This window comes from Kitasatospora sp. A2-31, from assembly GCF_022288725.1.
Lineage (GTDB): Bacteria > Actinomycetota > Actinomycetes > Streptomycetales > Streptomycetaceae > Kitasatospora.
The window spans coordinates 128977-151482 of record NZ_JAKNTA010000006.1; the positions used below are offsets into that span (position 1 = coordinate 128977).

Genomic DNA, 22506 nt, shown 5'->3' on the forward strand with positions numbered 1-22506 from the left:
CTCGAAGAAGATCTTCGAGCGGGCCTTCGGCTGCCAGAGGCTGCCTCAGCCCAGCAGGTCCTTCACCACCGGGGCCAGGGCGCGGAAGGCCTGGCCGCGGTGGCTGATGGCGTTCTTCTCCGCCGGGGTCAGCTCGGCGCAGGTGCGGGTCTCGCCGAGGGGCTGGAGGATCGGGTCGTAGCCGAAGCCGCCGTCGCCGGACGGCGCGGTGCGCAGGGTGCCGAGGAGGCGGCCCTCGACGACGCGCTCGGTGCCGTCGGGCAGGGCGAGGGCGGCCGCGCAGAAGAAGTGGGCGCCGCGGTGGGCGGCGTCGATGTCGGAGAGCTGGGCGAGCAGCAGCTCCAGGTTGGCGCGGTCGTCGCCGTGCTTGCCGGCCCAGCGGGCGGAGAAGATGCCGGGGGCACCGTTCAGCACGTCCACGCAGAGGCCGGAGTCGTCGGCCACGGCGGGCAGGCCGGTGGCACGGGCGAGCGCGTGGGCCTTGAGGAGCGCGTTCTCGGCGAAGGTCACGCCGGTCTCGGGGACGTCCGGGACCTCGGGGTAGGCGTCGGCGCCGACCAGTTCGACGTCGAGGCCGGCGTCACCCAGGATGGCCCGGAGCTCGGCGACCTTGTGCTGGTTGCGGGTGGCGAGAATCAGACGGGTGGACATGAACCCACCCTAACCGCCCGGTCTCCGGGGCCCGGCGTCAGCCGGTGCAGACCTTGGTCAGGTTGCCGGCGGCGTCGCCCAGCGGCTTGAGGTCCGGGACCTGCTTGTTGTTGACGGCCTGCTGGAGCTTGTCGACCTGGGTGTTGAGGTCGGTGACGGCCTTGGCGACGTCGGTGTTCGAGGAGTTCTTGCCCAGCTGGTCCAGGTCGTTCTTCAGCTTCTGCAGCGACTGCCCGGCGGCGGCGGCGTCGTTGCTCGCGTTGTTGAACGCGGAGACGACGTCGTTGACGTCGCCCGTGATGGTGACGGCGGTGTTGCCGCAGTCGATGGCCTTCTGGACGGCCGAGCAGCTGACCACGCTGAGCGGCAGGACGGCGATGAGCGCGGCCACGGCGAGGGCGGCGGGGCGGGTGATGCCGGCGCGGGTGATGCTGTCGGGCATCAGGTCCTCCTCGGGGCGCAGGTTCCGTAGGGGACGGACGCGCGCGAGGGGGCTCGCGGTTCCCGCAACGGTGTGCTGCGGGAACCGTACGGTCTCCGGGCCCGGCGTGTAAACGCCGGACCGCGGAGAGCCGGTGGTGAAGCGGGGTGCGGCAGGAGGGAGCGACGTGAAGGGGGGTCAGCCCTCCAGGGCCTTGCGCTGGATCTCGTCCAGCTCGGCGCAGCCGAGGGTGCCGAGGTCGAGGAGCCGGTCGAGCAGGGCGCGGTCGAAGGGGGCGCCCTCGGCGGTGCCCTGGACCTCGACGAAGCGGCCGTCGGAGGTGCAGACGATGTTCATGTCGGTCTCGGCGCGGACGTCCTCCTCGTACTGGAGGTCGAGCATGGGGACGCCGTCGATGATGCCGACGCTGACGGCGCTCACGCCGCCGGTGATCGGCTGGCCCTTGGCGCGCAGGATCTTCTTCTCGCGGGCCCAGGAGACGGCGTCGACGAGGGCGACGTAGGCGCCGGTGATGGCGGCGGTGCGGGTGCCGCCGTCGGCCTGGAGGACGTCGCAGTCGAGCACGATGGTGTTCTCGGCCAGCGCGCGGTGGTCGATGACGGCGCGCAGGGAGCGGCCGATCAGGCGGCTGATCTCGTGGGTGCGGCCGCCGATCCGGCCCTTGACGGCCTCGCGGTCGCCGCGGGTGTTGGTGGCGCGCGGGAGCATGGAGTACTCGGCGGTGACCCAGCCCTCGCCGCTGCCCTTGCGCCAGCGCGGGACGCCCTCGGTGACGCTGGCGGTGCACAGCACCTTGGTGTCGCCGTAGGAGATGAGGACGGAGCCTTCGGCGTGCTTGCTCCAGCCCCGTTCGATGGTGACGGGGCGGAGCTGGTCGGGGGTGCGGCCGTCGATGCGTGACATAGGCACCGAGCGTAGCCGCTCCGCCGGGTGCTCCGGGTTCGCCCCGACCGGTCCGCGATCGTGCTCCGAAAGGCGCCGGCCCGCCGGCCCCGGAGGGCGGGCGGGCCGGCGGCGGCGCGTCCGAGCGCGGTGCCCGGGGGCCCCGGGCGTCCCGGGCGTCCCGGGCGCAGCGGGGGCGGCGGGGGCGGCGAGCCCGGTGCGAGCAGCCGGGTGACGAGCCGCGCGGCGGGCCGAGGGGCTCAGCTCACATCATGTCCTCGATGTCGGCGGCGATCGGGTCGGCGTCGGTGCCGATGACGACCTGGATCGCGGTGCCCATCTTGACGACGCCGTGGGCGCCGGCGGCCTTCAGCGCGGCCTCGTCGACGAGGGAGGCGTCCTTGACCTCGGTGCGCAGGCGGGTGATGCAGCCCTCGACCTCTTCGATGTTCTCGATGCCGCCCAGACCGGCGACGATCTTCTCAGCCTTGCTGGCCATCTGTCTCTCCCTCTGTCTCGGCCCGCCGGCTGATCTGCCGGGTGCCGTCCTGCGCTGTGCTGGGTACCCCCGGCCGGAGGCCGGTGGCGGGTCGGTACCGGTGCTGACGCGGATTCAGCCGCCGTCGCGCCGCACGGCGGCGCGACAAGCATCACCCGATCTGGACCGGTCTGCCACGTTAGTCCACTTTTGGCCCATTTCGGCGCGCACCGTATGGATCTTCGCCGGAGGATGGCGATCAGCGGGGCTTCGTCCCGGCGCGCGCGGCCTGCGTACCGAAAAGTGGTCTACACCAATATATGTGTACTCCGATGAACGCAGGAAGGGCCCCGGTGGTTCCAGAGCCCCGCCCGGCGGCCCCGACCGGGGGATCCGCGGCCGGCAGCTGCTCGGAGGGCGACGGATGAGTTCGGCAGGCGCCGCGGCCCCGCGGACCACGCGGTGGCACACCTTCTACGGCGGGCTCCAGAAGATGGGCCGCTCGCTGCAGCTGCCGGTGGCGGTGCTCCCGGCGGCCGGCATCCTCAACCGGCTCGGCCAGCCCGACGTCTTCGGCCCGGACGGCCTGGGCTGGGACAACGTGGCCAAGGTCTTCGCGGCGGCGGGCGGAGCCCTGCTGGACTCCTCCTTCGGTCTGCCGATGCTGTTCTGCGTCGGCGTCGCCATCGGGATGGCCAAGAAGGCGGACGGCTCGACGGCGCTCGCGGCGGTGGTCGGCTTCCTCGTCTACTTCGAGGTGCTCCAGGCCTTCCCCGAGAAGTGCAAGCCGCCGACGGTGCTGATCAGCGACCAGTGCATCGACTTCACCTCGGCCAAGGCCGCGGCCGCGGTCTACCAGAACCCGGGCGTGCTGGGCGGCCTCCTGCTGGGCCTGATCTCGGCCTGGCTCTGGATGCGCTTCCACCGCACCAGGCTGGTGGACTGGCTGGGCTTCTTCAACGGCCGCCGCCTGGTGCCGATGATCACCGCCGTGGCGGGCCTGTTGCTGGCCTGCCTCTCGGTCTGGGTCTGGCCGCCGATCGGCCGCACCCTCACCGACCTGAGCCAGCACCTCTCCGACCTGGGGTCGGTCGGCGCCGGCATCTTCGGCGTCCTCAACCGCGTGCTGCTGCTGGTCGGCATGCACCAGCTGCTGAACTTCTTCCTCTGGTTCCAGTTCGGCGACTACACCAAGCCGGACGGCGCCGTCGTCCACGGCGACATCCCGCGCTTCCTGGCGGGCGACCCGACGGCCGGGCAGTTCACCTCCGGATTCTTCCCCATCATGATGTTCGCCCTGCCCGCCGCCGCGCTGGCGATCGCCCACGCCGCCAAGCCGCACCGCCGCAAGGAGATCTACGGCCTGATGCTCTCGGTCGGCCTGACCTCCTTCGTCACGGGCATCACCGAGCCGATCGAGTACTCCTTCGCCTACATCGCGCCCGCCCTGTACGCGGTGCACGCCCTGCTGACCGGTGCGTCGATGGCGATCACCTGGGGGCTCGGGGTCCACGACGGGTTCAGCTTCTCGGCCGGCCTGATCGACTACGCGCTCAACTGGGGGCTGGCCACCAAGCCCTGGCTGATCCTCCCGATCGGGGCCTGCTTCGCCGTCGTGTACTACGCGCTGTTCCGCTTCATCATCGTGAAATTCGACGTGAAAACCCCCGGACGCGAGGACGAGAGCGAGGTCGAGGACGTGACGAAGGCATAAACCGAGCGTCACCGCGCATTGTCCGCGACCGGCCCCCGGAGCGTTCGGCCGGGGGGCTTCGCCATTTCCGGAACAGCGGTTCGGCCGAATGTCCGGAACACCGGCATTTCCCCGGCGGGGAATTCGGCGGCGGCCCGGACGGCGCGGCCGGGCGGGCCGCGGCGCCGCCCGCACGGTGCCGCGGCGGCGCCGGGCGGGGCTGCGACCCGGCCCGGGAGGCAGGGTCCGCGGCACGCCGGCCGGGTGGGGGAATGATCGCCCGCCGGCGCGCGCCGGACCGACCGACAATCGGCGGCCACGGTTCCCCACGGGCGCCGCCACGGGTTTCTCGGAGCGAACGGGACGGAGCCTTCGACTCCGCCGCCACGGGTCCAGGGGGGAATCCGGACTCCGGGGTGCGGCGAGCCGGGCCTCCGGCCGGGCGGGGATGGGCCGCGGCAGACCCGCCCGGCCGCGACCGCCGGGAGGCGGGGGCGGCCGCGGCCCATCCCCGCCCGGGTGTCACCGCCCGGCCGTCCCCGCACCGCCGGGCCCGCCGACCGGGCCCCGCCGGCACCCGGGCCTTTTTGTTGCGCAAATAGCCAAAATCCCAATCACCGCCGGTAATCATGATCGTCGTTCCGCGGGTAGGTTTCGATTTCATAGCGCTTCCCGCCGACACCGCTTTCGAGGGTTCCCCCCCTTCCCCGCCCGTGCTACAAAACTGGTCTACACCACGTGTGGTGTAGACCAGTTCGCGGTTCGGCCCCCTGTGCACCTACCCCCGACCGACCCGCCCTGCCGTTAGGAACCCACCCCCATGAGTCAGTCTGCGCAGGCACCGGCGCCCGCCGCGGCTCCGGCCAAGACCAAGAAGTTCGGCTCCGGCCTCCTGCCCGGCCTCCAGAAGGTCGGCCGCAGCCTCCAGCTCCCCATCGCCGTGCTGCCCGCGGCCGGTCTGCTGGCTCGCCTGGGCCAGCCGGACGTCCACGAGAGCTGGCACTTCCCGGCGAAGCTGGTCGAGGTCTTCGGCGCCGCCGGCACCGCGATCACCGGCGCCCTGCCGCTGCTGTTCTGCGTCGGCATCGCCATCGGCTACGCCAAGAAGGCGGACGGCTCCACCGCGCTCGCCGCGCTGGTCGGCTACCTCGTCTTCAAGAACGTGCTGACCGCGTTCCCGGCCGACGGCACCGTCACGGCGGCCCTGCCGAAGGGCGAACCGCAGAACCCGGGCGTGCTCGGCGGCATCGTCGTCGGCCTGCTCTCCGCGATCCTCTGGCAGAAGTTCCACCGCACCAAGCTGGTGGACTGGCTGGGCTTCTTCAACGGCCGCCGCCTGGTGCCGATCATCATGGCCTTCGTCGGCACCGGCCTGGGCATCCTCTTCGGCCTCTGCTGGCAGCCGATCGGTGACGCGATCTCCCACGTCAACGACGGCCTGGTGGGCGCGGGCGCGGCCGGTGCCGGCATCTTCGGCCTGATCAACCGCGCGCTGATCCCGATCGGCATGCACCAGTTCGTCAACACGTACGCGTGGTTCCAGACCGGCGACTACACCGCCGCCGACGGCACCGCCGTCCACGGCGACATCAACCGCTTCCTGGCGGGCGACCCGACGGCCGGCCAGTTCATGTCCGGCTTCTTCCCGATCATGATGTTCGCGCTGCCCGCCGCCGCGCTGGCCATCGCCCACGCCGCCCGTCCGGAGCGCCGCAAGGTCGTCCTGGGCATGATGACCTCGCTGGCCCTCACCAGCATCGTCACCGGCGTCACCGAGCCGATCGAGTTCACCTTCCTCTTCATCGCCCCGGCGCTCTACGCCGTGCACGCCGTCCTGACCGCCGTCTCGATGGCGGTGACCTGGGCCCTCGGCGTCCACGACGGCTTCAGCTTCTCGGCCGGCCTGATCGACTACGCGATCAACTTCCACCTGGCCTCCAAGCCGCTGCTGATCATCCCGATCGGTCTGGTCTTCGGCGCGATCTACTACTTCGTGTTCCGCTTCGCGATCGTCAGGTTCAACCTCAAGACCCCCGGTCGCGAGGACGACGACGAGATCGAGGACGTGACGAAGGCCTAACGCCCGTCAGCTCCCCGACGCCGCTCACGGCCCCGCCCCGCCGCCTGCTCCCCCAGGCGGCGGGGCGGGGCCGTTCCGCGTTCGGGGCGCCGGGCCGGGCGGGGCCGTTCCGCGTTCGGGGCGCCGGGCCGGGCGCTGCTCCGGGCGCGGTCCGGGCGCGGGCGGGGGCGACCACGGCCGGTCCGCGGCCGTTCCGTCGTCGGTCCGCCGTCGGTCCGCCGTGGGTCCTCCACCGAGCCGAGGGCTGAGACGACGGCTGAGACGACGGTTGACGAACCGACGAGATCGCTGGTCAACTGATCCGGTGAACGCCCGGCGCATCCTGGTCTCCCGCAGCCACATCGACTTCGGTCGCGTGTGGTCGGCGGCGTGTTGCGCCTGACCTGACCGTTCCCCCGCCGCCGCCCGGCTGACGTCCCGCCGCGCCCGGCCCGCCTCCCGTCCCGGGTCCGCCCGCACCTCCGGGCCGCCGCCGCGTACCCGTCTGCGCTCCCGCGCGCACCCGCGCCCCCGCACGAGGAAGTCAAGGCCTCACCATGCCCCGCCAGCTGCACCTCTCCGCCGCCCTCGACAGCCCCGGCCACTTCGACGCCGGGCACTTCACGGCCCTCGCCCGCCTCGCCGAACGGGCCGCCCTCGACTTCGTCACCCTCGACGACTCCTACACCCCCGAACCGCGCCGGCTCGACGCCCTCGCCACCTTCGCCCGGATCGCTCCGCTGACGCGGGGCCTCGGCCTGGTTCCGACCGTGACCACCACCCACACCGAGCCGTTCCACACCTCCATCTCGGTCAACACGCTGGACTGGGTGAGCGAGGGCCGGGCCGGCTGGCTGGTCGGGGTCTCCGACACCGAGGCCGAGACCAGGGCCTTCGGCCGCAAGGACGTCGCACCGGCCGACGTGCTCTGGGCCGAGGCCGCGGAGGCCGCCGAGGTCGCCGTGCGGCTCTGGGACAGCTGGGAGGACGACGCGGAGATCCGCGACGCCGCGACCGGCCGGTTCATCGACCGCGACAAGCTCCACTACATCGACTTCGAGGGCGCCCACTTCTCGGTGCGCGGCCCGTCCATCACCCCGCGGCCACCGCAGGGCCGGCCCGTGCTGGCGGTGGCGGTCGCCGCCGCCGACCTCGCGCCGGACGCCCCGGCCGGCAGCCGGGCCCGGGTGGAGACCGCCGCCCGCTACGCGGACGTCGTGCTGCTGGACGCCCCCGACCGGGCGGCCCGGCTGGCAGCCGCCACCGAACTGCGGCTGCGGGCCGGCGAGGGCCCGCGGATCCTCGCCCGGCTGGACGCCGAACTCCCCGACGAGGCCGCGGTCGCCGCCCTGACCGATGAGCTCACGGCGGGCGCGGGCGGCGTCGACGGCTACCATCTGGTGCCCGCCGAGCCCGCCCGCGACCTGACCGCCGTCGCCGATCTGATCGTCCCCGCCCTGCGCGGGCGCGGCCTCTTCCGCAGCGGCTACACCGGCCGGACCCTGCGCGACCACCTCGGCCTGGACCGCCCGGCCGGTCGCTACGGCCTCGCCGCCGCCGTGCCCGCGGCCTCCTCGGCCGCCTCCGCCGCCACCACGGCGACCACCGCCACCACCGCCACCACCGCCTTCGAGGTGACCCGATGACGGACCGACCGCTCAAGCAGATCCACCTCGCCGCGCACTTCCCCGGCGTCAACAACACCACGGTGTGGACCGATCCGCGGTCTCGGAGCCAGATCGAGTTCTCCTCCTTCCGGCACCTCGCCGAGACCGCCGAGCGCGGGCTGTTCGACTTCCTCTTCCTCGCCGAGGGGCTGCGGCTGCGCGAGGTCAAGGGCCGCATCCACGACCTGGACGTGGTCGGGCGGCCCGAGTCGATCACCGTGCTGAACGCGCTCGCCGCCGTCACCAGCCGCCTCGGACTCGCCGCCACGGTCAACGCGACCTTCAACGAGCCGTACGAACTGGCGCGGCGGTTCGCCTCGCTCGACCACCTCTCCGGCGGCCGGGCGGCCTGGAACGTGGTCACCTCCTCGGACGCCTTCACCGGGGAGAACTTCCGCCGCGGCGGCTACCTCGACCGCGCCGACCGGTACACCCGCGCCGCCGAATTCGTCCAGCTGGCGCGGGAGTTCTGGGACGCCGAGGGTGACACCGTCCGGCACCGCGGCCCGCAGTTCGACGTCGAGGGCCGGCTCTCGCTGCCCCGGCCCCCGCAGGGCCACCCGGTCGTGATCCAGGCGGGGGACTCCGACGAGGGGCGGGAGTTCGCCGCCGCGACCGCCGACATCGTGTTCAGCCGGCACTCCACCCTCGCCGCCGGCCGGGCCTTCCACGCCGACGTCAAGCGACGGCTGGCCGCGTACGGGCGCAAGCCGGACGAGCTGAAGATCATGCCGGGCGTCACCTACGTCCTCGGCGACACCGAGGACGAGGCGGCCGAGCGCGCCGCCGAGATCCGCCGCGCCCAGGTCGGACCGCGGACGGCGATCGCCTACCTGGAACAGATCTGGGGCATCGACCTCTCCGACCACGACCCGGACGGGCCGCTGCCCGCCGCCGATCCGGTGGTGGACAGCACCGTCGTCCAGGGCCGGACCAGGCTCGGCGATCCCCGCGAGATCGCCGCCCGGTGGCGGGCGGTGGCGGCCGAGAAGCGGCTCACCAGCCGCGAACTGGTGATCGAGGTGACCGGCCGGCAGTCCTTCGTCGGTACGCCGGAGGCAATCGCCGCCCAGCTCGACGCGCACGTGCAGAACGACGCGGCGGACGGCTTCATCCTGGTCCCGCACCTCACCCCGGGCGGACTGGACGACTTCGTCGACCGGGTGGTGCCGCTGCTGCAGGAGCGCGGCGTGTTCCGCACCGAGTACACCGGGACGACCCTGCGCGAGCACCTCGGCCTGCCCGTGCCCGGGCGGCGCTGAGCCGGAGGGCCTCCGCCCGCGGACCCGGGTCCCGGCGGACGGCCCGGCGTGTTCCGGTTGCCCGAGCACCTGCGCCGGCTGGACCGCGGCGCACGCCGGCCGAGAGTGGAACTCCCCTACAGCGTAGGGAAGTTGACCGAGCCAACGATCCACCCGGCGCGCGCCAGGCCACCGCGACCGCTCAGATCCGGTAGACGGCCCCGGCCCGGGCGACGTCGACCGGGCCGGCGTAGGCGGCCTCGGCGTCGCGGCGGTTGCGTTCGGCGTCCGTCCACGGCGGGATGTGGGTGAGGACGAGCCGGCGGGCGCCCGCGGCGGTGGCGTGCTCGCCGGCCTCGCGGCCGTTGAGGTGGACGGCGCGGTAGGTGTCGCGGCCGTCGATGTAGGCGGCCTCGCAGAGGAAGAGGTCGGTGTCGCGGGCGAGCTCGACGAGTTCGGCGCTCTCGCCGGTGTCGCCGGAGTAGACGAGGCTGCGGCCGGCGTGTTCGATCCGGAAGGCGAAGGCGTCGACGGGGTGGTTGACCTGGGCGACGCCGATCCGGAACGGACCGAGGTCGAAGCTGCCGGGCGTGAGGGTGCGGAAGTCGAAGACCTCCTTCATGCCGGGGTTCTCCGGCATGTCGTAGGCGCGGGCCAGCCGCTCGGCGGTGCCCGCCGGGCCGTAGACGGGCATCGGATCCGGGCACCCCTCGGCGCGGTAGTTCCGGGCGACCCAGTAGGCGCACAGGTCCACGCAGTGGTCGGCGTGCAGGTGGCTGAGCAGGACGGCGTCGACCTGGTAGATGTCGGCGTACTTCTGCAGGGCGCCGAGGGCGCCGTTGCCGAGGTCGAGGACGAGGCGGTAGCCGTCGGCCTCCACGAGGTAGCTGGAGCACGGCGAGTCGGCGGACGGGAAGCTCCCCGAGCACCCCACCACGGTCAGTTTCATCCGAGCCCCTCCGCCCCGACACGTCCTGGCTGCCACTGGTCATGGCAGTGCGGGCCGGGTGAACCGGCCGGTAGCACTGCCCTCGCGTGTGTCGAGGGTAAGGGCGGAGGGGCACTTTGCCCCCGTCTCCGTGCCGCGCTGTGGCTGGAATCACCAGAACGCCGGGACCGGGGCGCAGCGGCTGGTCAGCGGTGGCCGGGGCGTCGGCGGGCCCAGGCGCGGATGGTGTCGGCGTACCAGCGGGGGTGCCCGCCGTCGTCGACGACGTCGGGGTCGGGCAGCAGCCCGTGGCGGCGGTAGTTGCGGACGGTCTCGGGCTGGACGTTGATGTGGCGGGCGATCTCGGCGTACGACCACAGGTCGGTGCTGCGGCTCACGGGGTCACCTCCGCGGTGCGTGGGGGCGTGCACGATCAGCCTTTCCGGCGCCCGCGGCGGCGCCACGGCAGAACGGGCGCTGTGGTCATACCGTGACGAACCGGGATCGCGACGCGGACAAATCACCGAATGTCACGCCGGCGACGGTGGTGGCGGCGGGTGGGTGCCCGGTACGGTTCGCCGCATGACCAACTACTGGTGGCTCGGGCTCTGGACGGTCGCCGCGGCGGTGGGCGCCGTGACAGCGGTTCGGTGGCGGGCACGCCGGCCGGAACGCCGGGCACCCGCGCCGACGGCGCCGCCGCGGTCGCGTCCGCAGCGGAGGCGGGCGGACGGCCCGGCGCCGCAGGAGATCTGGTGGGCGGAGGTGCCGTTCGAGGACGGCCCCGGGGCGAAGGACCGCCCCTGCCTGGTGCTGCGGGTGAACGGTCGGACCGCGACCGTCGCGAAGATCACCAGTAAGCACCACGCCGAGCGTCCGGGGGTGCTGCCGCTGCCGCCCGGCTCGGTGGGCGACCGCCAGGGCCGGAGCAGTTGGCTGGAGACGGACGAGCTGCGCGAGGTGCCGCTCGGCGCCTTCCGCCGCCGGGCCGGTGAGGTGGACCGGCAGATCTGGGCCCGCGCGCAGCGGGCCGTCCGGTCCTGAGCGCGCCGGGATCGCGGGGGGCTCGGGCCGGCGCCCCGGACGGGGCTCGCGCCCGGGGGCGTCAGGCCCAGAGCTGGCCCTGCAGGGCTTCGACCGCGGCCTCGGTCGACTCGGCGGTGTAGATGCCGGTGGAGAGGTACTTCCAGCCGCCGTCCGCGACGACGAAGACGATGTCCGCGCGCTGCCCGGCCGCGGCCGCCTTGCGGCCGGCGCCGATCGCGGCGTGCAGGATGGCGCCGGTCGAGACGCCTGCGAAGATGCCCTCCTGCTGGAGGAGTTCGCGGGTGCGGCGGACGGCGTCGGCGGAGCCGACCGAGAAACGGGTGGTGAGCACCTCGGCGTCGTACAGCTCGGGGACGAAGCCCTCGTCGAGGTTGCGCAGACCGTAGACCAGGTCGTCGTAGCGCGGCTCGGCGGCGACGATCCGCACGCCGGGGACCTTCTCGCGCAGGAAGCGGCCGGTGCCCATCAGGGTGCCGGTGGTGCCGAGGCCGGCCACGAAGTGGGTGACGGTCGGCAGGTCGGCGAGGATCTCCGGCCCGGTGGTGGCGTAGTGGGCGCCGGCGTTGTCCGGGTTGCCGTACTGGTAGAGCATCACCCAGTCGGGGTGCTCGGCGGCGATCTCCTTGGCCATCCGCACCGCGGTGTTGGAGCCGCCGGCCGCCGGGGAGGGGATGATCTCGGCGCCCCACATGCGCAGCAGTTCGCGGCGCTCCTCGCTGGTGTTCTCGGGCATCACGCAGACCATGCGGTAGCCCTTGAGCTTGGCGGCCATGGCGAGCGAGATGCCGGTGTTGCCGCTGGTGGGCTCGAGGATGGTGCAGCCGGGGGTGAGCAGTCCGGCGGCCTCGGCGCGCTCGATCATGTGCAGCGCCGGGCGGTCCTTGATGGACCCGGTGGGGTTGCGGTCCTCCAGCTTGGCCCAGAGGGTGACCAGGCCCTCGGTGTTGCCGGGGACGGCGGCGGAGATGCGTGGCAGGCGGACCAGCGGGGTGTTGCCGACGGCTTCGAGCGGGCTGTCGTAACGCAAGGGGGGCCTCCGGCAACGGCGGTGAGGGTTCGGGGCGGCCGCGTCCCCGCCCGCGCGGCCGGCGGGCGGGGGCGCGGGGGTCAGCGGGCGCCGCCGGCCACGGCGGGCAGGATGGTGACGCTGTCGCCGTCGGCGACGGCGGTGGAGATGCCCTCCAGGAAGCGGACGTCCTCGTCGTTCAGGTAGACGTTGACGAAGCGGCGCAGCTCGCCGCCCTCCAGCAGGCGGGCGGCGATGCCCGGGTGGCGGGCGTCGAGGTCCTGGAAGAGTTCCCCGAGGTTGCTGCCGGTGCCCTCGACGGCCTTGGCGCCGTCGGTGTAGGTGCGGAGGATGGTCGGGATGCGGACCTCGATGGCCATGGGTGCGCTCCTGTGCGAGTCGTGAGGTGGGATGGGCCGCAGCGGTCGCGGCAGGGCTGGGTGGGCCCGTGGCGCAAGGCCTGCGGCGGGCCTGGGCGGGCTGCTCAGCGAGCGCGCGCCGGCGTGCGGGGACAGATCGCGCCGGCGTGCCGGCACAGGTCGATGTGCAGGCGCGCCACGAGGCGGGTGCCCGGGGCCTGGTTGCTCACATCGACGGAACGCATGGGCTCATCGTATAGATTCCCGGCCCTGCGGGAACATGCCTGTCTCGGGATCCGGATGTTTCCGTTTCCCCTGGTGAGACGAAGCGGCCCGCCGACCGCTCGGGGAGGGTCCGCGGGCCGCGTCCAGGTGGGTGCCGGCCAGGCCGCTCAGGCCTCGACGACCTGGACGTCTTCCTCCGTGATCTCGCCGTCCACGATGCGGAACGAGCGGAACTGGTACGGGTCGTCGGGGCCGTTGCCCTCGGCGGTGGAGACCAGGACGTAGTGGGCGAACGGCTCGGAGGCGTAGCTCACGTCGGTGCGCGACGGGTAGGCCTCGGTCGCGGTGTGCGAGTGGTAGACGATCACGGGCTCCTCGTCCCGCTCGTCCATCTCCCGGTAGAGCTTGAGCAGATCGCCCGAGTCGAACTCGTAGAAGGTGGGCGAGCGGGCGGCGTTGAGCATCGGGACGAACCGCTCGGGCCGACCGGTGCCGGCCGGTCCGGCGACCACACCGCAGGCCTCGTCCGGGTGGTCGGCGCGGGCGTGGGCGACGATCGCGTCGCGCAGTTCTCGAGTGATGGTCAGCATGCGGTCAGGATAGCCACGCCGCGGCGGCTGCCCGCCGGGTGTCCACGGCGTGGTCCACCTGTCGGTCAGCTGCCGCTCCCGGAGCGCAGCTGGTCGGGGGCGACGGCGTCGACGGCCTCCGGGCGGCGGCGCTTGAGCACCTGGTAGCCGATCACCAGGACCACGGCCCAGCAGGGGAAGACGTAGAGCGAGATCCGGTTGTCCTCGTCCAGCGCGATCAGCACGACCACCATGGCGAGGAAGGCGAGCGCGGCCCAGCTGCTCCAGACGCCGCCGGGCGCCTTGAAGGTGGGCGCCGGCAGCCGGCCGCTCGTCCAGGCCCGGCGGTAGCGGATCTGGCTGATCAGGATCATCGCCCAGGTCCAGAGGCCGCAGACGGTGGCGACCGAGGTGATGTACTCGAACGCCCGCGCCGGGACGAAGGCGTTCAGCAGCACGCCGAGGCCCATCAGCGCGCAGGAGAGGGTGATCGCGGCGGCGGGCGTGCGGCGGGAGTTGAGCGTGGTCAGCCCCTTGGGGGCCTGGCCGCGCAGCGCGAGGTCGCGCAGCATCCGGCCGGTGGAGTACATGCCGGAGTTGCAGGAGGAGAGCGCGGCGGTGAGCACCACGAAGTTGATGATGCCGGCCGCGGCGGGGATGCCGATCTTGCCGAAGGCGGCGACGAACGGGCTGACGCCGGGCTGGAACTCGGTCCACGGGACGAGCGAGAGGATGACCACCAGGGCACCGATGTAGAACAGGGCGATGCGCCACGGCAGGGTGTTGATGGCGCGCGGCAGGGTCTTCTGCGGGTCCTCGCTCTCGCCCGCGGTGACGCCGACGAGTTCGACGCCCAGGTAGGCGAACATGACGATCTGCAGGGTCATCACGGTGGCGCCGATGCCCTTGGGGAAGAAGCCGCCGTCCGCCCAGAGGTGGCTGACCGAGGCGGTGTCACCGGCGTCGCTGAAGCCGAGGGTGAGCACGCCGATGCCGATCAGGATCATGCCGATGATGGCGGTGACCTTGACCATGGAGAACCAGAACTCGATCTCGCCGAACAGCTTCACCGAGATGAGGTTGGCCGCGTAGAGGACCACCAGGAAGGTGAGGGCGCTGGCCCACTGCGGGATGCCGGGCGCCCAGAACTTCACGTAGACGGCGGCCGCGGTGGTCTCCGCCATGCCGGTGACGACCCAGAACAGCCAGTACGTCCAGCCGGTCACGTAGCCGGCGAACGGGCCGAGGAACTCCCGCGCGTACTCGGCGAAGCTGCCGGAGACCGGGCGGTAGGTGAGCAGCTCGCCGAGCGCCCGCATGATCGCGAAGATCACCACGCCGGCCACGGCGTACGACAGGATCAGGCTGGGGCCGGACTTGGAGATCGCGGTGCCGGCGCCGAGGAAGAGGCCGGTTCCGATCGCGCCGCCGATGGCGATCATCTGGATCTGGCGGCCGCCCAGCCCCCGCTGGTAGCCCTCCTCGTCCTGCGCGGCGGGCCCGGTACGGACCTCTTCGTCGTACAGCTGCTCGGCCATGGTTGCACCGTCCTGGTGGTCTCTTGGGGCTAGCAGTCGTACCACGCCCGGTCCGGATACCGGTGACCATCTGAGCGACATTTGAGCATGGAGTCGCATGGTTTCGCCCGATTCGGACGGATACGCCCCGACCCCCCGTCCAGCATGCGGACAGGGGGTCGGGGCGCCCGGAGAACCGGGCAGGATCGGGCCGCGGGATCAGTCCGCGATCGCCTCCAGCAGCGACTCCTGCAGGGCGCCCAGCCACAGGTAGGCCATCACCAGCGGCTTGCGCTCGTCGGTGTCCGGCAGGTCGTAGAGGCCCTGCTCGTCCTCCTCGGTGACGTCCAGCAGCACACCCAGGGTCAGCCGCAGGTCGTTCAGCGCGCCGAGCCAGCGCAGGCAGTCGGCCGCGGGCAGCTTGAGCACCCCGCCCTCGCCGCCGAGCCCGTCCAGCGTCCGGACCACCTGGAGCGCGTCCTCGCGCTTGCGGGCCCGCAGGTCGAGCTCGGTGTAGCGGCGGAACTCGCTGGACGCCGCCTTGCTCTCGGCGTCCGGCCGCTCCGACGGATCCCCGTACGCGTCGGGGAAGAGCCGGGCCAGTGCCGGGTCGGCGGGCGCCTCGGTCGGGCCCTCGGCGAACAGTGCGGCGAGCGGGTCACCGCCCTCGCCGCCCGGGCCCGGGCCGATCCGCTCCAGCAGCTGCACTTCCAGGGAGCGGAGGATCGAGGCCTCCCACTCGTCCAGCGCGATCACCGCGCTGCCGCCGCCGGCACTCTCGAACAACCCAGCCATCTGTATCGGTCAGCCCGTCTTCGTCGTCTCGGTCGTCTTCGGTGGTGGTGTGCGGTGGTGCCGTGCGGGGCGCGGGGGCGCCGCCCGGCCGTGCCGGCGCGTCGCTCGCACCGACGCGCCGGGCGCGTCAGTCGTGCTGCAGCGTGGCCCAGAGCCCGTAGCCGTGCATCGCCTGCACGTCGCGCTCCATCTCCTCGCGCGAACCGCTGGAGACCACCGCCCGGCCCTTGTGGTGCACCTCCATCATCAGCTTCCGGGCCTTGTCCTTCGGGTAGCCGAAGTAGGCCTGGAAGACGTACTGGACGTAGCTCATCAGGTTGACCGGGTCGTTGTGCACGATGGTCACCCAGGGCGTGTCCGGCTCCGCCACCGGCAGGCCTTCGACCTCCGGGCGCTCGATCTCCACGGGCGCGACACTCACCGCCGGGTTCCTCTCAGCCGCTCTTCTCGCACATACCCCTTCAGCCCCCATGCTGCCATCCGGGGGACCTCCGGGCGATTCCACCCCCGGGCCTCACAGCGGCCCGGAACGAGAAATCGTCACTCTGACGCTAAGTGGTAGTAGCATCATCTCCATGGACGCCACTTCCGTACCCGCGGCCGGTTCGACCGCGCTGCTCACCGACCGCTACGAGCTCACCATGCTGCAGGCCGCCCTGCGCAGCGGAGCGGCGCACCGCCGCTCCGTCTTCGAGGTGTTCACCCGCCGCCTCCCGAGCGGCCGCCGGTACGGCGTGGTGGCCGGGACCGGCCGGGTGCTGGACGCCGTCGAGAACTTCCGCTTCACCGCGGCGCAGCTCGACTGGCTGGCCGGCCAGGGCGTGGTCGACGACGACACGCTGCGCTACCTGGCCGACTACCGGTTCACCGGGGACATCCACGGCTACCCGGAGGGTGAGGTCTACTTCCCCGGCTCGCCGCTGCTCACGGTCTCGGGCACCTTCGCCGAGGCGGTGATCCTGGAGACGGTGATCCTGTCGATCCTCAACTTCGACTCGGCGATCGCGGCCGCCGCCTCCCGGATGACGTCCGCCGCCGGCGGGCGGCCGGTGATCGAGATGGGGGCCCGGCGCGCGCACGAGCAGGCCGCCGTCTCGGCCGCCCGTGCCGCCTACGTGGCGGGCTTCTCCGCCACCTCGGACCTGCAGGCCGGGTTCACCCACGGCATCCCGACCACCGGCACCGCGGCGCACGCCTTCACCCTGGTGCACGACAGCGAGCAGGACGCCTTCCGGGCGCAGATCGCCTCGATGGGCAAGGGCACCACGCTGCTGGTCGACACCTACGACCTGCGCGAGGCCGTGCGCACCGCCGTCGAGGTGGCCGGCCCCGAACTGGGCGCGGTCCGGATCGACTCGGGCGACCTCACGCTGCTCGCCCACCGGGTCCGCCGCCAGCTGGACGAGCTCGGCGCCCACCAGACGAAGATCATCGTCACCTCGGACCTGGACGAGTACGCGATCGCCGCGCTGGCGGCCGCCCCCGTCGACGGCTACGGCGTCGGCACCAGCCTGGTCACCGGCAGCGGGCACCCGACCTGCGCGATGGTCTACAAGCTGGTCGCGCGGGCCGGAACGGAGGACGGTCCGCTGGTGCCCGTCGCCAAGCGGGCGGCGAGCGGCAAGACCAGCATCGGCGGGCGCAAGTGGGCGGCCCGCCGCCCCGACGCGGACAGGGTGGCCGAGGCCGAGGTGGTCGGCACCGGGCCGGTCCCGGCCGAGCTGGAGCCGCACCTGCTCCAGGTGCCGCTGGTGCTGGCCGGCGAGGTGGTCGGCCGGGAGCCGCTGAGCGCGGCGCGCGAGCGGCACGTCCGGGCGCGGGCGGCCCTGCCCCTGTCGGCCACCCAACTCTCCAAGGGCGACCCGGTGCTGTCGACCGAGCTGATCGTCTGACAGTCGGCGGCCCCGGCGGCGGGGGCGGGCGGCCGGGGCCGCGGGCGGGCGGCGGTCGACGGGCGGAGGTCCGTGCACGGCCGGGCCCTCCCGGGCCTTCCGCCCCCGGGTGCCACTGCCTACAGTCGACCGTAGAGTTCCCACCGGAAGCGCACAGAACAAGCGCAACCGTCCCCCACTACCGAGGATGCGAGCCATGCACCGGGCACTGATCGTCGTCGACGTGCAGAACGACTTCTGCGAGGGCGGCAGCCTGGCCGTCGCCGGCGGGGCGGAGGTCGCCGCCGCGATCACCGACCTGATCGCCGAGTCCAGCCCCGGCTACCACCACGTCCTCGCCACCCGGGACAACCACATCGACCCGGGCGACCACTTCTCCGACGACCCGGACTACGTCACCAGCTGGCCGGTGCACTGCGTGGCGGGCACCGAAGGGGTGGGCTTCCACCCCAACTTCGCCCCGTCCGTGACCTCCGGCGCGATCGAGGCGGTCTTCGACAAGGGCGCCTACTCGGCGGCGTACAGCGGTTTCGAGGGCGTGGACGAGAACAACCGCGGGCCGATCGAGTGGCTGCGCGAGCGTCAGGTCACCGAGGTGGACGTGGTCGGGCTGGCCACCGACCACTGCGTCAAGGCCACTGCCCTGGACGCGGCCCGGGCCGGCTTCACCACCCGCGTCCTGCTGGACCTCACGGCCGGGGTGGCACCGGAGACCACGGCGGCCGCGCTGGCGGAGCTGCGGGCGGCCGGGGTCGAGCTGGTCGGTGAGCCGGTGGTGCAGGGCTGACCCACGGGCCGCCGGGGGTGGGGCCGCGCCGTCATGGGGGCCACCGTGGTGGGGGCCACCGTGGTGGGGCCGCGCCGTCATGGGGGCCGCCTGGTCGGCTGGTCGATCGGTCACCCGGCCGCCGGATGCCGTGGGTCGGGCGAGCCGGTCGCTCGGGGGACGGACAGTTCTCGCAGGTCGGTGGGCAGGTCGGGCGGGCGGCAAGGTCGGGCGGGCGGGCAGGTCGAGCGGGTCGGGCAGGTCGGTCAGGTCAAGCGGGTCGGGTGGCCCGACCGCGGGGACGGCCGCCCGGCAGCGGGGGTGAACACCCGGTCCCCGCAAGCTCAGCCCTCGGTGACCAGCAGCTCCACCACGTCGGTGCCGCCCTCCCGGAAGGCCTCCCGCAGCTCGGCGCCGACGGCGTCGGGCTCCACGGCCAGCCGGGCACCGGAGAGGTAGACCACCCGGATCCCCAGGTACTCCATCCGGTGCTGGCCACCGCGCACCCAGGCCGCCTCCCCCTCGCTGACGCACCGCAGGTCCGAGTCCACCTCCACCGCGACGCCCTCCTGCGGCCAGTAGAGGTCCGGCACCGCGATGTAGGTGCCGCCGCGCATCCGCAGCTCGGGCCCGGCCAGGGGAACGGGCAGCAGCCACTCGTCCACCAGCGTGCCGAGCCGCTCCAGCACCGCCTCCCGCTCGGAGGCCAGCAGCTCGTCCAGCGCGGCCCGCACCCGGGCGTCGCCGACCAGGCCGGACTCGGTCAGCTCCGCGGCCAACTCCCGCACCGTGCAGCGGATCTCGGGGCGGCTCACGGCCTCCCGCAGCACCTCGCGGATCGGCAGCGCGACACCCGCGCCGAACGCGGGGGCGGCTCCGTCGCCGGCCCCCTCCGCGGCCTCGTCGGCGGCCCCGTCGGCCGTCCACTCGGCCAGCGCGTCGGCCACTGCCCGGGCGACCGGCGCGCAGGCCAGGCCGTGCACCGAGCGGGCCACCAACTCCCTCTCGGTGCGCCGGATCCGGACCTCGCCGGCATCCTTCAGCCGGCGCTGACGGGGCACCAGGACGTCCACCCCGGTGACGGCGGGCAGCCGGGGCACCGCCGCGAAGCCGTACAGCGCGAGCGCGGCGGTACCGGTGATCACCGCGCCCTCCCGGCGCCCCTCCTCGCGGCCGTTCTGTGCCGCATAGAGCAGGGCGGCCCACATCCGCTGCTCCGGCGTGGGCTCGCCGGACTGCAACAGGTAGACCCGGGGCAGCAGGCGCTGCCAGGGACCGCCCCGGCGGCAGTGCTCGGTGATGACCCTGGCCGGCACGCCACGGGCGCGCAGCTGGCTGGCGGTGACGACGTTCTGCTGACGCTTCGCCAGCTCCTCCAGGGACGGGGGCGGCGAGGGAATCCGGTAGCTCATGCGGACACCATCCCCAACAGCTCCGGCCGCTCACCGGCCACCTGACGCACTGTTACCCAACCGTCGCGAAACCGGGACCACCCCGCACTAAAGTCCCCATACCCTCACCCATTCGGAGTATTGGCGCTTATATGGTTGTCCTCTTTACTCCTGTCCCGCTCTCCACCGTTCCCACGACCAGGTCGTCTGACCGTGAGTGACCAAGGGCATACGGAAAACGCCCTCCGGGCGTCACTCCCGCTCCCTGGATTGCCTACCCTTAGTTCATGTCACGTGACGAGACCGCCGGCCTCCGCGCGGCCCAGCTCCGCCTCGGCCGTCTGCCCGGATACGTCCGCCGGCCGGACCCGGCCCGCCGCAGCGGCGCAGAGGGCCATACGTACAAGAAGGGCTGGGAGGTCCGCTTCACCGCCCGCAGCGAGGCGGAGATAGCCGAGATCCGCGACCTGGTGGTCGCCGCCGGATTCGCCCCGGCCAGACCCTTCTTCAAAGGCCATCAGCTGATCCAGCCGGTGTACGGGATGGCCGCCGTCCAGGCCTACCTGGCCGCCAGAGAGGCGGCCGAGGAGCACGCCGCCCGAGCGGCCGGCCGCGGTCGGCGCAGCACCGCCGAAGCCGCGAGCGAGGGCGGGAAGCACGCCGCGTCGACGGCGGAGGCGGCCGAGGCGCCGGCCACCGCGGCGACCGCGGCGGCGGCGGCAGCGGCGGCCGCCGCCAAGGCCGAACTGGCCCGACGGCGGGCCGTCGAGGCGTTCCCCACCCAGCTCGAACGGTGCGCCGTGGCGGACGACCGGATCTCCCCCGCGGAGGCCCGCCAACCACACTGATCGACCGTCACTCCGCAGGCGCACTCCCTTCGTCGCCCCCGCCGCCGCCCCCGTCACCGACCCCCGCCGCGATCCTTCCGCGGCGGCGGCACCGGACGGCCGTCCGCCGCTCACGGGGCCGACCGGCCAACGACCGCGGACACCCCGCGGACACCCGCCGCCCCCGGCATCGGCTCGCGCCACGGCCCTCGCGCCCGGCCCGCGCCGCGCCCCTCCCGGACTGCGCCACCCGCCCGGCGCGCCACCTCTCACGGGAGCGCGCCCCACGCCCGCACGCCCACTTCCGCACCCGCCTCCACCGCCGCGCGCGCGACCGGGAGCGCGGGTGCGGCTTCACGCCGCGGGTGTGGACGCGACCCGGTGAACCGCCTACGGTGGCCCCTCGACAAACCTGCGCCCACTCCTCGCCCACCCCCGCCCGTCACCCCTCGCCGACCGGCCACGACGCCCGCGTACCAAGGCTCCCGGCAGCTCCGCACGCCACCCCGGCCACCGGCGCCGCCACTCCGCCGCCGGCCGTCCCGCTCCCCTCGCTCCACCCCGTGCGCCCCGCGCCGACCCGTCGACCCGCCGTCCCCGCACCCGCTCACCACCGGAACCGGCCGCGCGATGGCACCTTCTGGGCATTCAATCCGATTGGTCACCCAGCGCACCGAGCGCCTACCGTAGAGTGAGCACAGATGATCGACCGTCAGATTCCCATCTCACTTGCCGAGAAGCCGAGATGACCAATCGTCACGACAGTGGCGCCGAGCCTCCCCCGGGGCTCGACGAAACGCCGGCCGTACCGCTGGAGTTCGCGGCGTTCTGCGAGCTGCACCGGCCGCGTTACCTCAGCTATGCCCGGGTCTGGCTGCCCGAGCGGGCCGAGGCTGCCGACGCGGTCCAGCAGGCCTTTGCCGAAATAGCAGTCCACTGGCGAGAGTTGCTGGGAAGTTCGAATCCGACGGCGCACGCCTGGCAGATCCTGCGCGAAACCGTCGCCGCTCACAGCACCGGCGGGCCGGTGGGCGCCGGCTCCACCGGTTCCGGCGGCCCGGCCGCGGACGGCCTGACCACGGACGGGCCGGCGGCGGACGGCAGGAACGCCGACGGCCGGTCCGCGGACGGCGGGACCGGCTCGGGGCGGGGTGCGTACCTGAGCACCGTGGACCGGGCCGATCGGCCGCCCGACGACGACCTCGCCATCCTGCACTACGTGGTCGGCCTCGCCGCCCCGGAGATCGCCGACGTCATCGGCACCGACACGGCCAGCGTGGCCGGCCGGCTCCGCCGCACCATGCTGCGCGAGGCCTCCGGCTGGTGACCGGAGGCAGGTGGCGGGGACGCGTGGCGGGCGGGGGCGGTTGCGGGGGCGCGTGGCGGGCGGGCACGGGGCGCGGGCGCGCGGGGGGTCAGGCGCGCTCGCCCGTCACGTCGTAGAGGTGGTGGCCCGGGTCGTGGACCAGGTAGCGGGAGAACGACTCGACCGTGAACCGCGCGCCGTCGCTGCGGTTGCCGGTGCGCAGCCACTGCGCGCCCTCGACCCGCTCGAACGCGTCCGCGAGGACCTGCGCGGCCTCGGTCAGATCGGCCGCGACCGTCTTCGGCTCCTGCTCCCCGTACCGCTCGGCGACGGCCGTCGCGTCCTGGTCCCAGTTGGGGAAGTCCGGGCCGTCCTGGTCGAGCATGAGGTCCAGCCGGAACCGGAACAGGCGGAAGACGTCCCGCACGTGGCAGGCGTACTCCAGGTCCGACCAGGTGTCCGGGGCGGGCCGGCGGCGCAGCTCCGCCTCGTCCCCGGCCAGTACGGCCGCCCAGGCCTCGGCGTTGGCCCGGATCAGCCCGGGGACGGCCGTGCGCGCCACGGCACCGGAGTCCAGGCCGCAGTCCGGGCAGGGACGCTCCAGGACCCAGGTCCAGTCCTTGGTGTCGGGGACGATGCCCTCGGCAGGGGCGGTGGCGGCGGGCGGGGCGGCGGACTGCCGCTCAGACGTGGTCATGCGTCCAGGATGGCCGGGCCGATCCCCCTCCCACCAGCGGCGACAGCGCCAGCGGGCGCCGAAATCCT

The 22506-nt window shown here is 73.4% G+C and carries 24 protein-coding genes; 9 read left to right on the forward strand and 15 right to left on the reverse strand.

Annotated elements, in window-relative coordinates; all coding sequences use genetic code 11:
* Positions 1-45 precede the first annotated feature (45 nt).
* The 4 genes from rdgB to MCM47_RS18565 all read right to left on the reverse strand — a co-directional run bounded on the left by rdgB (position 46) and on the right by MCM47_RS18565 (position 2474).
* Positions 46-651 (reverse strand): RdgB/HAM1 family non-canonical purine NTP pyrophosphatase, encoded by a 606-nt coding sequence (gene rdgB / locus MCM47_RS18550; RefSeq protein WP_238862763.1) that lies wholly within the window; start codon positions 649-651, stop codon positions 46-48.
* Between the two features lie 37 nt (positions 652-688).
* Positions 689-1093 carry a hypothetical protein gene (locus MCM47_RS18555; RefSeq protein WP_238862764.1) on the reverse strand — a complete coding sequence of 135 codons (405 nt, stop codon included), beginning with the start codon at positions 1091-1093 and terminating at the stop codon, positions 689-691.
* Positions 1094-1270: 177 nt separating this feature from the next.
* A complete protein-coding gene (rph, locus tag MCM47_RS18560; RefSeq protein ID WP_238862765.1) occupies positions 1271-1996 on the reverse strand; it encodes a ribonuclease PH in 726 nt (241 codons plus the stop codon).
* 244 nt (positions 1997-2240) lie between these two features.
* A complete protein-coding gene (locus MCM47_RS18565) occupies positions 2241-2474 on the reverse strand; it encodes a glucose PTS transporter subunit EIIB (protein ID WP_238862766.1) in 234 nt (77 codons plus the stop codon).
* A 403-nt stretch (positions 2475-2877) separates the two neighbouring features.
* Between MCM47_RS18565 and MCM47_RS18570 the strand changes: the two genes are divergently transcribed.
* The 4 genes from MCM47_RS18570 (at position 2878) to MCM47_RS18585 (ending at position 9134) form a co-directional block, all read left to right on the forward strand.
* Complete coding sequence (locus MCM47_RS18570; RefSeq protein WP_238862767.1) at positions 2878-4167, forward strand: PTS transporter subunit EIIC; 1290 nt, start codon at positions 2878-2880, stop codon at positions 4165-4167.
* A 799-nt stretch (positions 4168-4966) separates the two neighbouring features.
* Positions 4967-6226, forward strand: a complete 1260-nt coding sequence (locus MCM47_RS18575) for a PTS transporter subunit EIIC (RefSeq protein ID WP_238862768.1) — start codon at positions 4967-4969, stop codon at positions 6224-6226.
* Positions 6227-6762: 536 nt separating this feature from the next.
* A complete protein-coding gene (locus tag MCM47_RS18580) occupies positions 6763-7851 on the forward strand; it encodes an LLM class flavin-dependent oxidoreductase (RefSeq protein WP_238862769.1) in 1089 nt (362 codons plus the stop codon).
* Positions 7848-9134, forward strand: a complete 1287-nt coding sequence (locus MCM47_RS18585; protein ID WP_238862770.1) for an LLM class flavin-dependent oxidoreductase — start codon at positions 7848-7850, stop codon at positions 9132-9134. The genes MCM47_RS18580 and MCM47_RS18585 overlap by 4 nt, the downstream gene beginning before the upstream one ends.
* Positions 9135-9315: 181 nt before the next feature.
* Here the strand turns inward: MCM47_RS18585 and MCM47_RS18590 are convergent, their stop codons facing one another.
* The gene (locus MCM47_RS18590; RefSeq protein WP_238862771.1) at positions 9316-10062 is read right to left on the reverse strand and encodes an MBL fold metallo-hydrolase; all 747 of its coding nucleotides are present in this window, start codon (positions 10060-10062) and stop codon (positions 9316-9318) included.
* 185 nt (positions 10063-10247) lie between these two features.
* On the reverse strand, positions 10248-10439 hold the full coding sequence (locus MCM47_RS18595) for a MerR family transcriptional regulator (protein WP_238862772.1): 192 nt from the start codon (positions 10437-10439) through the stop codon (positions 10248-10250).
* Positions 10440-10623: 184 nt separating this feature from the next.
* Between MCM47_RS18595 and MCM47_RS18600 the strand changes: the two genes are divergently transcribed.
* A complete protein-coding gene (locus MCM47_RS18600; RefSeq protein ID WP_238862773.1) occupies positions 10624-11085 on the forward strand; it encodes a type II toxin-antitoxin system PemK/MazF family toxin in 462 nt (153 codons plus the stop codon).
* 61 nt (positions 11086-11146) lie between these two features.
* Here MCM47_RS18600 and MCM47_RS18605 read toward each other — a convergent pair whose 3' ends face one another.
* From MCM47_RS18605 to clpS, 7 genes are all read right to left on the reverse strand, one after another.
* A complete protein-coding gene (locus MCM47_RS18605) occupies positions 11147-12115 on the reverse strand; it encodes a PLP-dependent cysteine synthase family protein (RefSeq protein WP_238862774.1) in 969 nt (322 codons plus the stop codon).
* 80 nt (positions 12116-12195) lie between these two features.
* A complete protein-coding gene (locus tag MCM47_RS18610; protein ID WP_238862775.1) occupies positions 12196-12474 on the reverse strand; it encodes a MoaD/ThiS family protein in 279 nt (92 codons plus the stop codon).
* A gap of 104 nt (positions 12475-12578) precedes the next feature.
* Positions 12579-12698 (reverse strand): putative leader peptide, encoded by a 120-nt coding sequence (locus tag MCM47_RS44030; protein ID WP_313763949.1) that lies wholly within the window; start codon positions 12696-12698, stop codon positions 12579-12581.
* A gap of 147 nt (positions 12699-12845) precedes the next feature.
* Positions 12846-13268, reverse strand: coding sequence for a Mov34/MPN/PAD-1 family protein (locus MCM47_RS18615; RefSeq protein ID WP_238862776.1), 423 nt, complete (start codon positions 13266-13268; stop codon positions 12846-12848).
* Positions 13269-13333: 65 nt separating this feature from the next.
* Positions 13334-14785 (reverse strand): amino acid permease, encoded by a 1452-nt coding sequence (locus MCM47_RS18620; RefSeq protein ID WP_238862777.1) that lies wholly within the window; start codon positions 14783-14785, stop codon positions 13334-13336.
* Positions 14786-14983: 198 nt separating this feature from the next.
* On the reverse strand, positions 14984-15559 hold the full coding sequence (locus MCM47_RS18625) for a DUF2017 domain-containing protein (protein ID WP_238862778.1): 576 nt from the start codon (positions 15557-15559) through the stop codon (positions 14984-14986).
* 127 nt (positions 15560-15686) lie between these two features.
* Complete coding sequence (gene clpS, locus MCM47_RS18630; protein WP_238862779.1) at positions 15687-15980, reverse strand: ATP-dependent Clp protease adapter ClpS; 294 nt, start codon at positions 15978-15980, stop codon at positions 15687-15689.
* Positions 15981-16134: 154 nt separating this feature from the next.
* On the opposite strand from clpS, the gene MCM47_RS18635 reads away from it, so the two are divergent.
* Positions 16135-17451 carry a nicotinate phosphoribosyltransferase gene (locus tag MCM47_RS18635; RefSeq protein WP_238862780.1) on the forward strand — a complete coding sequence of 439 codons (1317 nt, stop codon included), beginning with the start codon at positions 16135-16137 and terminating at the stop codon, positions 17449-17451.
* Between the two features lie 196 nt (positions 17452-17647).
* Positions 17648-18238, forward strand: a complete 591-nt coding sequence (locus MCM47_RS18640) for an isochorismatase family protein (RefSeq protein WP_238862781.1) — start codon at positions 17648-17650, stop codon at positions 18236-18238.
* A gap of 323 nt (positions 18239-18561) precedes the next feature.
* On the opposite strand, the gene MCM47_RS18645 is transcribed toward MCM47_RS18640, so the two are convergent.
* Positions 18562-19629 (reverse strand): hypothetical protein, encoded by a 1068-nt coding sequence (locus MCM47_RS18645; RefSeq protein WP_238862782.1) that lies wholly within the window; start codon positions 19627-19629, stop codon positions 18562-18564.
* Positions 19630-19895: 266 nt separating this feature from the next.
* Between MCM47_RS18645 and MCM47_RS18650 the strand changes: the two genes are divergently transcribed.
* On the forward strand, positions 19896-20456 hold the full coding sequence (locus MCM47_RS18650; RefSeq protein WP_238862783.1) for a hypothetical protein: 561 nt from the start codon (positions 19896-19898) through the stop codon (positions 20454-20456).
* A 724-nt stretch (positions 20457-21180) separates the two neighbouring features.
* Complete coding sequence (locus tag MCM47_RS18655; protein ID WP_238862784.1) at positions 21181-21762, forward strand: hypothetical protein; 582 nt, start codon at positions 21181-21183, stop codon at positions 21760-21762.
* Between the two features lie 88 nt (positions 21763-21850).
* Here MCM47_RS18655 and MCM47_RS18660 read toward each other — a convergent pair whose 3' ends face one another.
* Positions 21851-22438: a DinB family protein gene (locus tag MCM47_RS18660; RefSeq protein ID WP_238862785.1), complete on the reverse strand. Its 588-nt coding sequence runs from the start codon at positions 22436-22438 to the stop codon at positions 21851-21853.
* Positions 22439-22506 lie beyond the last annotated feature (68 nt).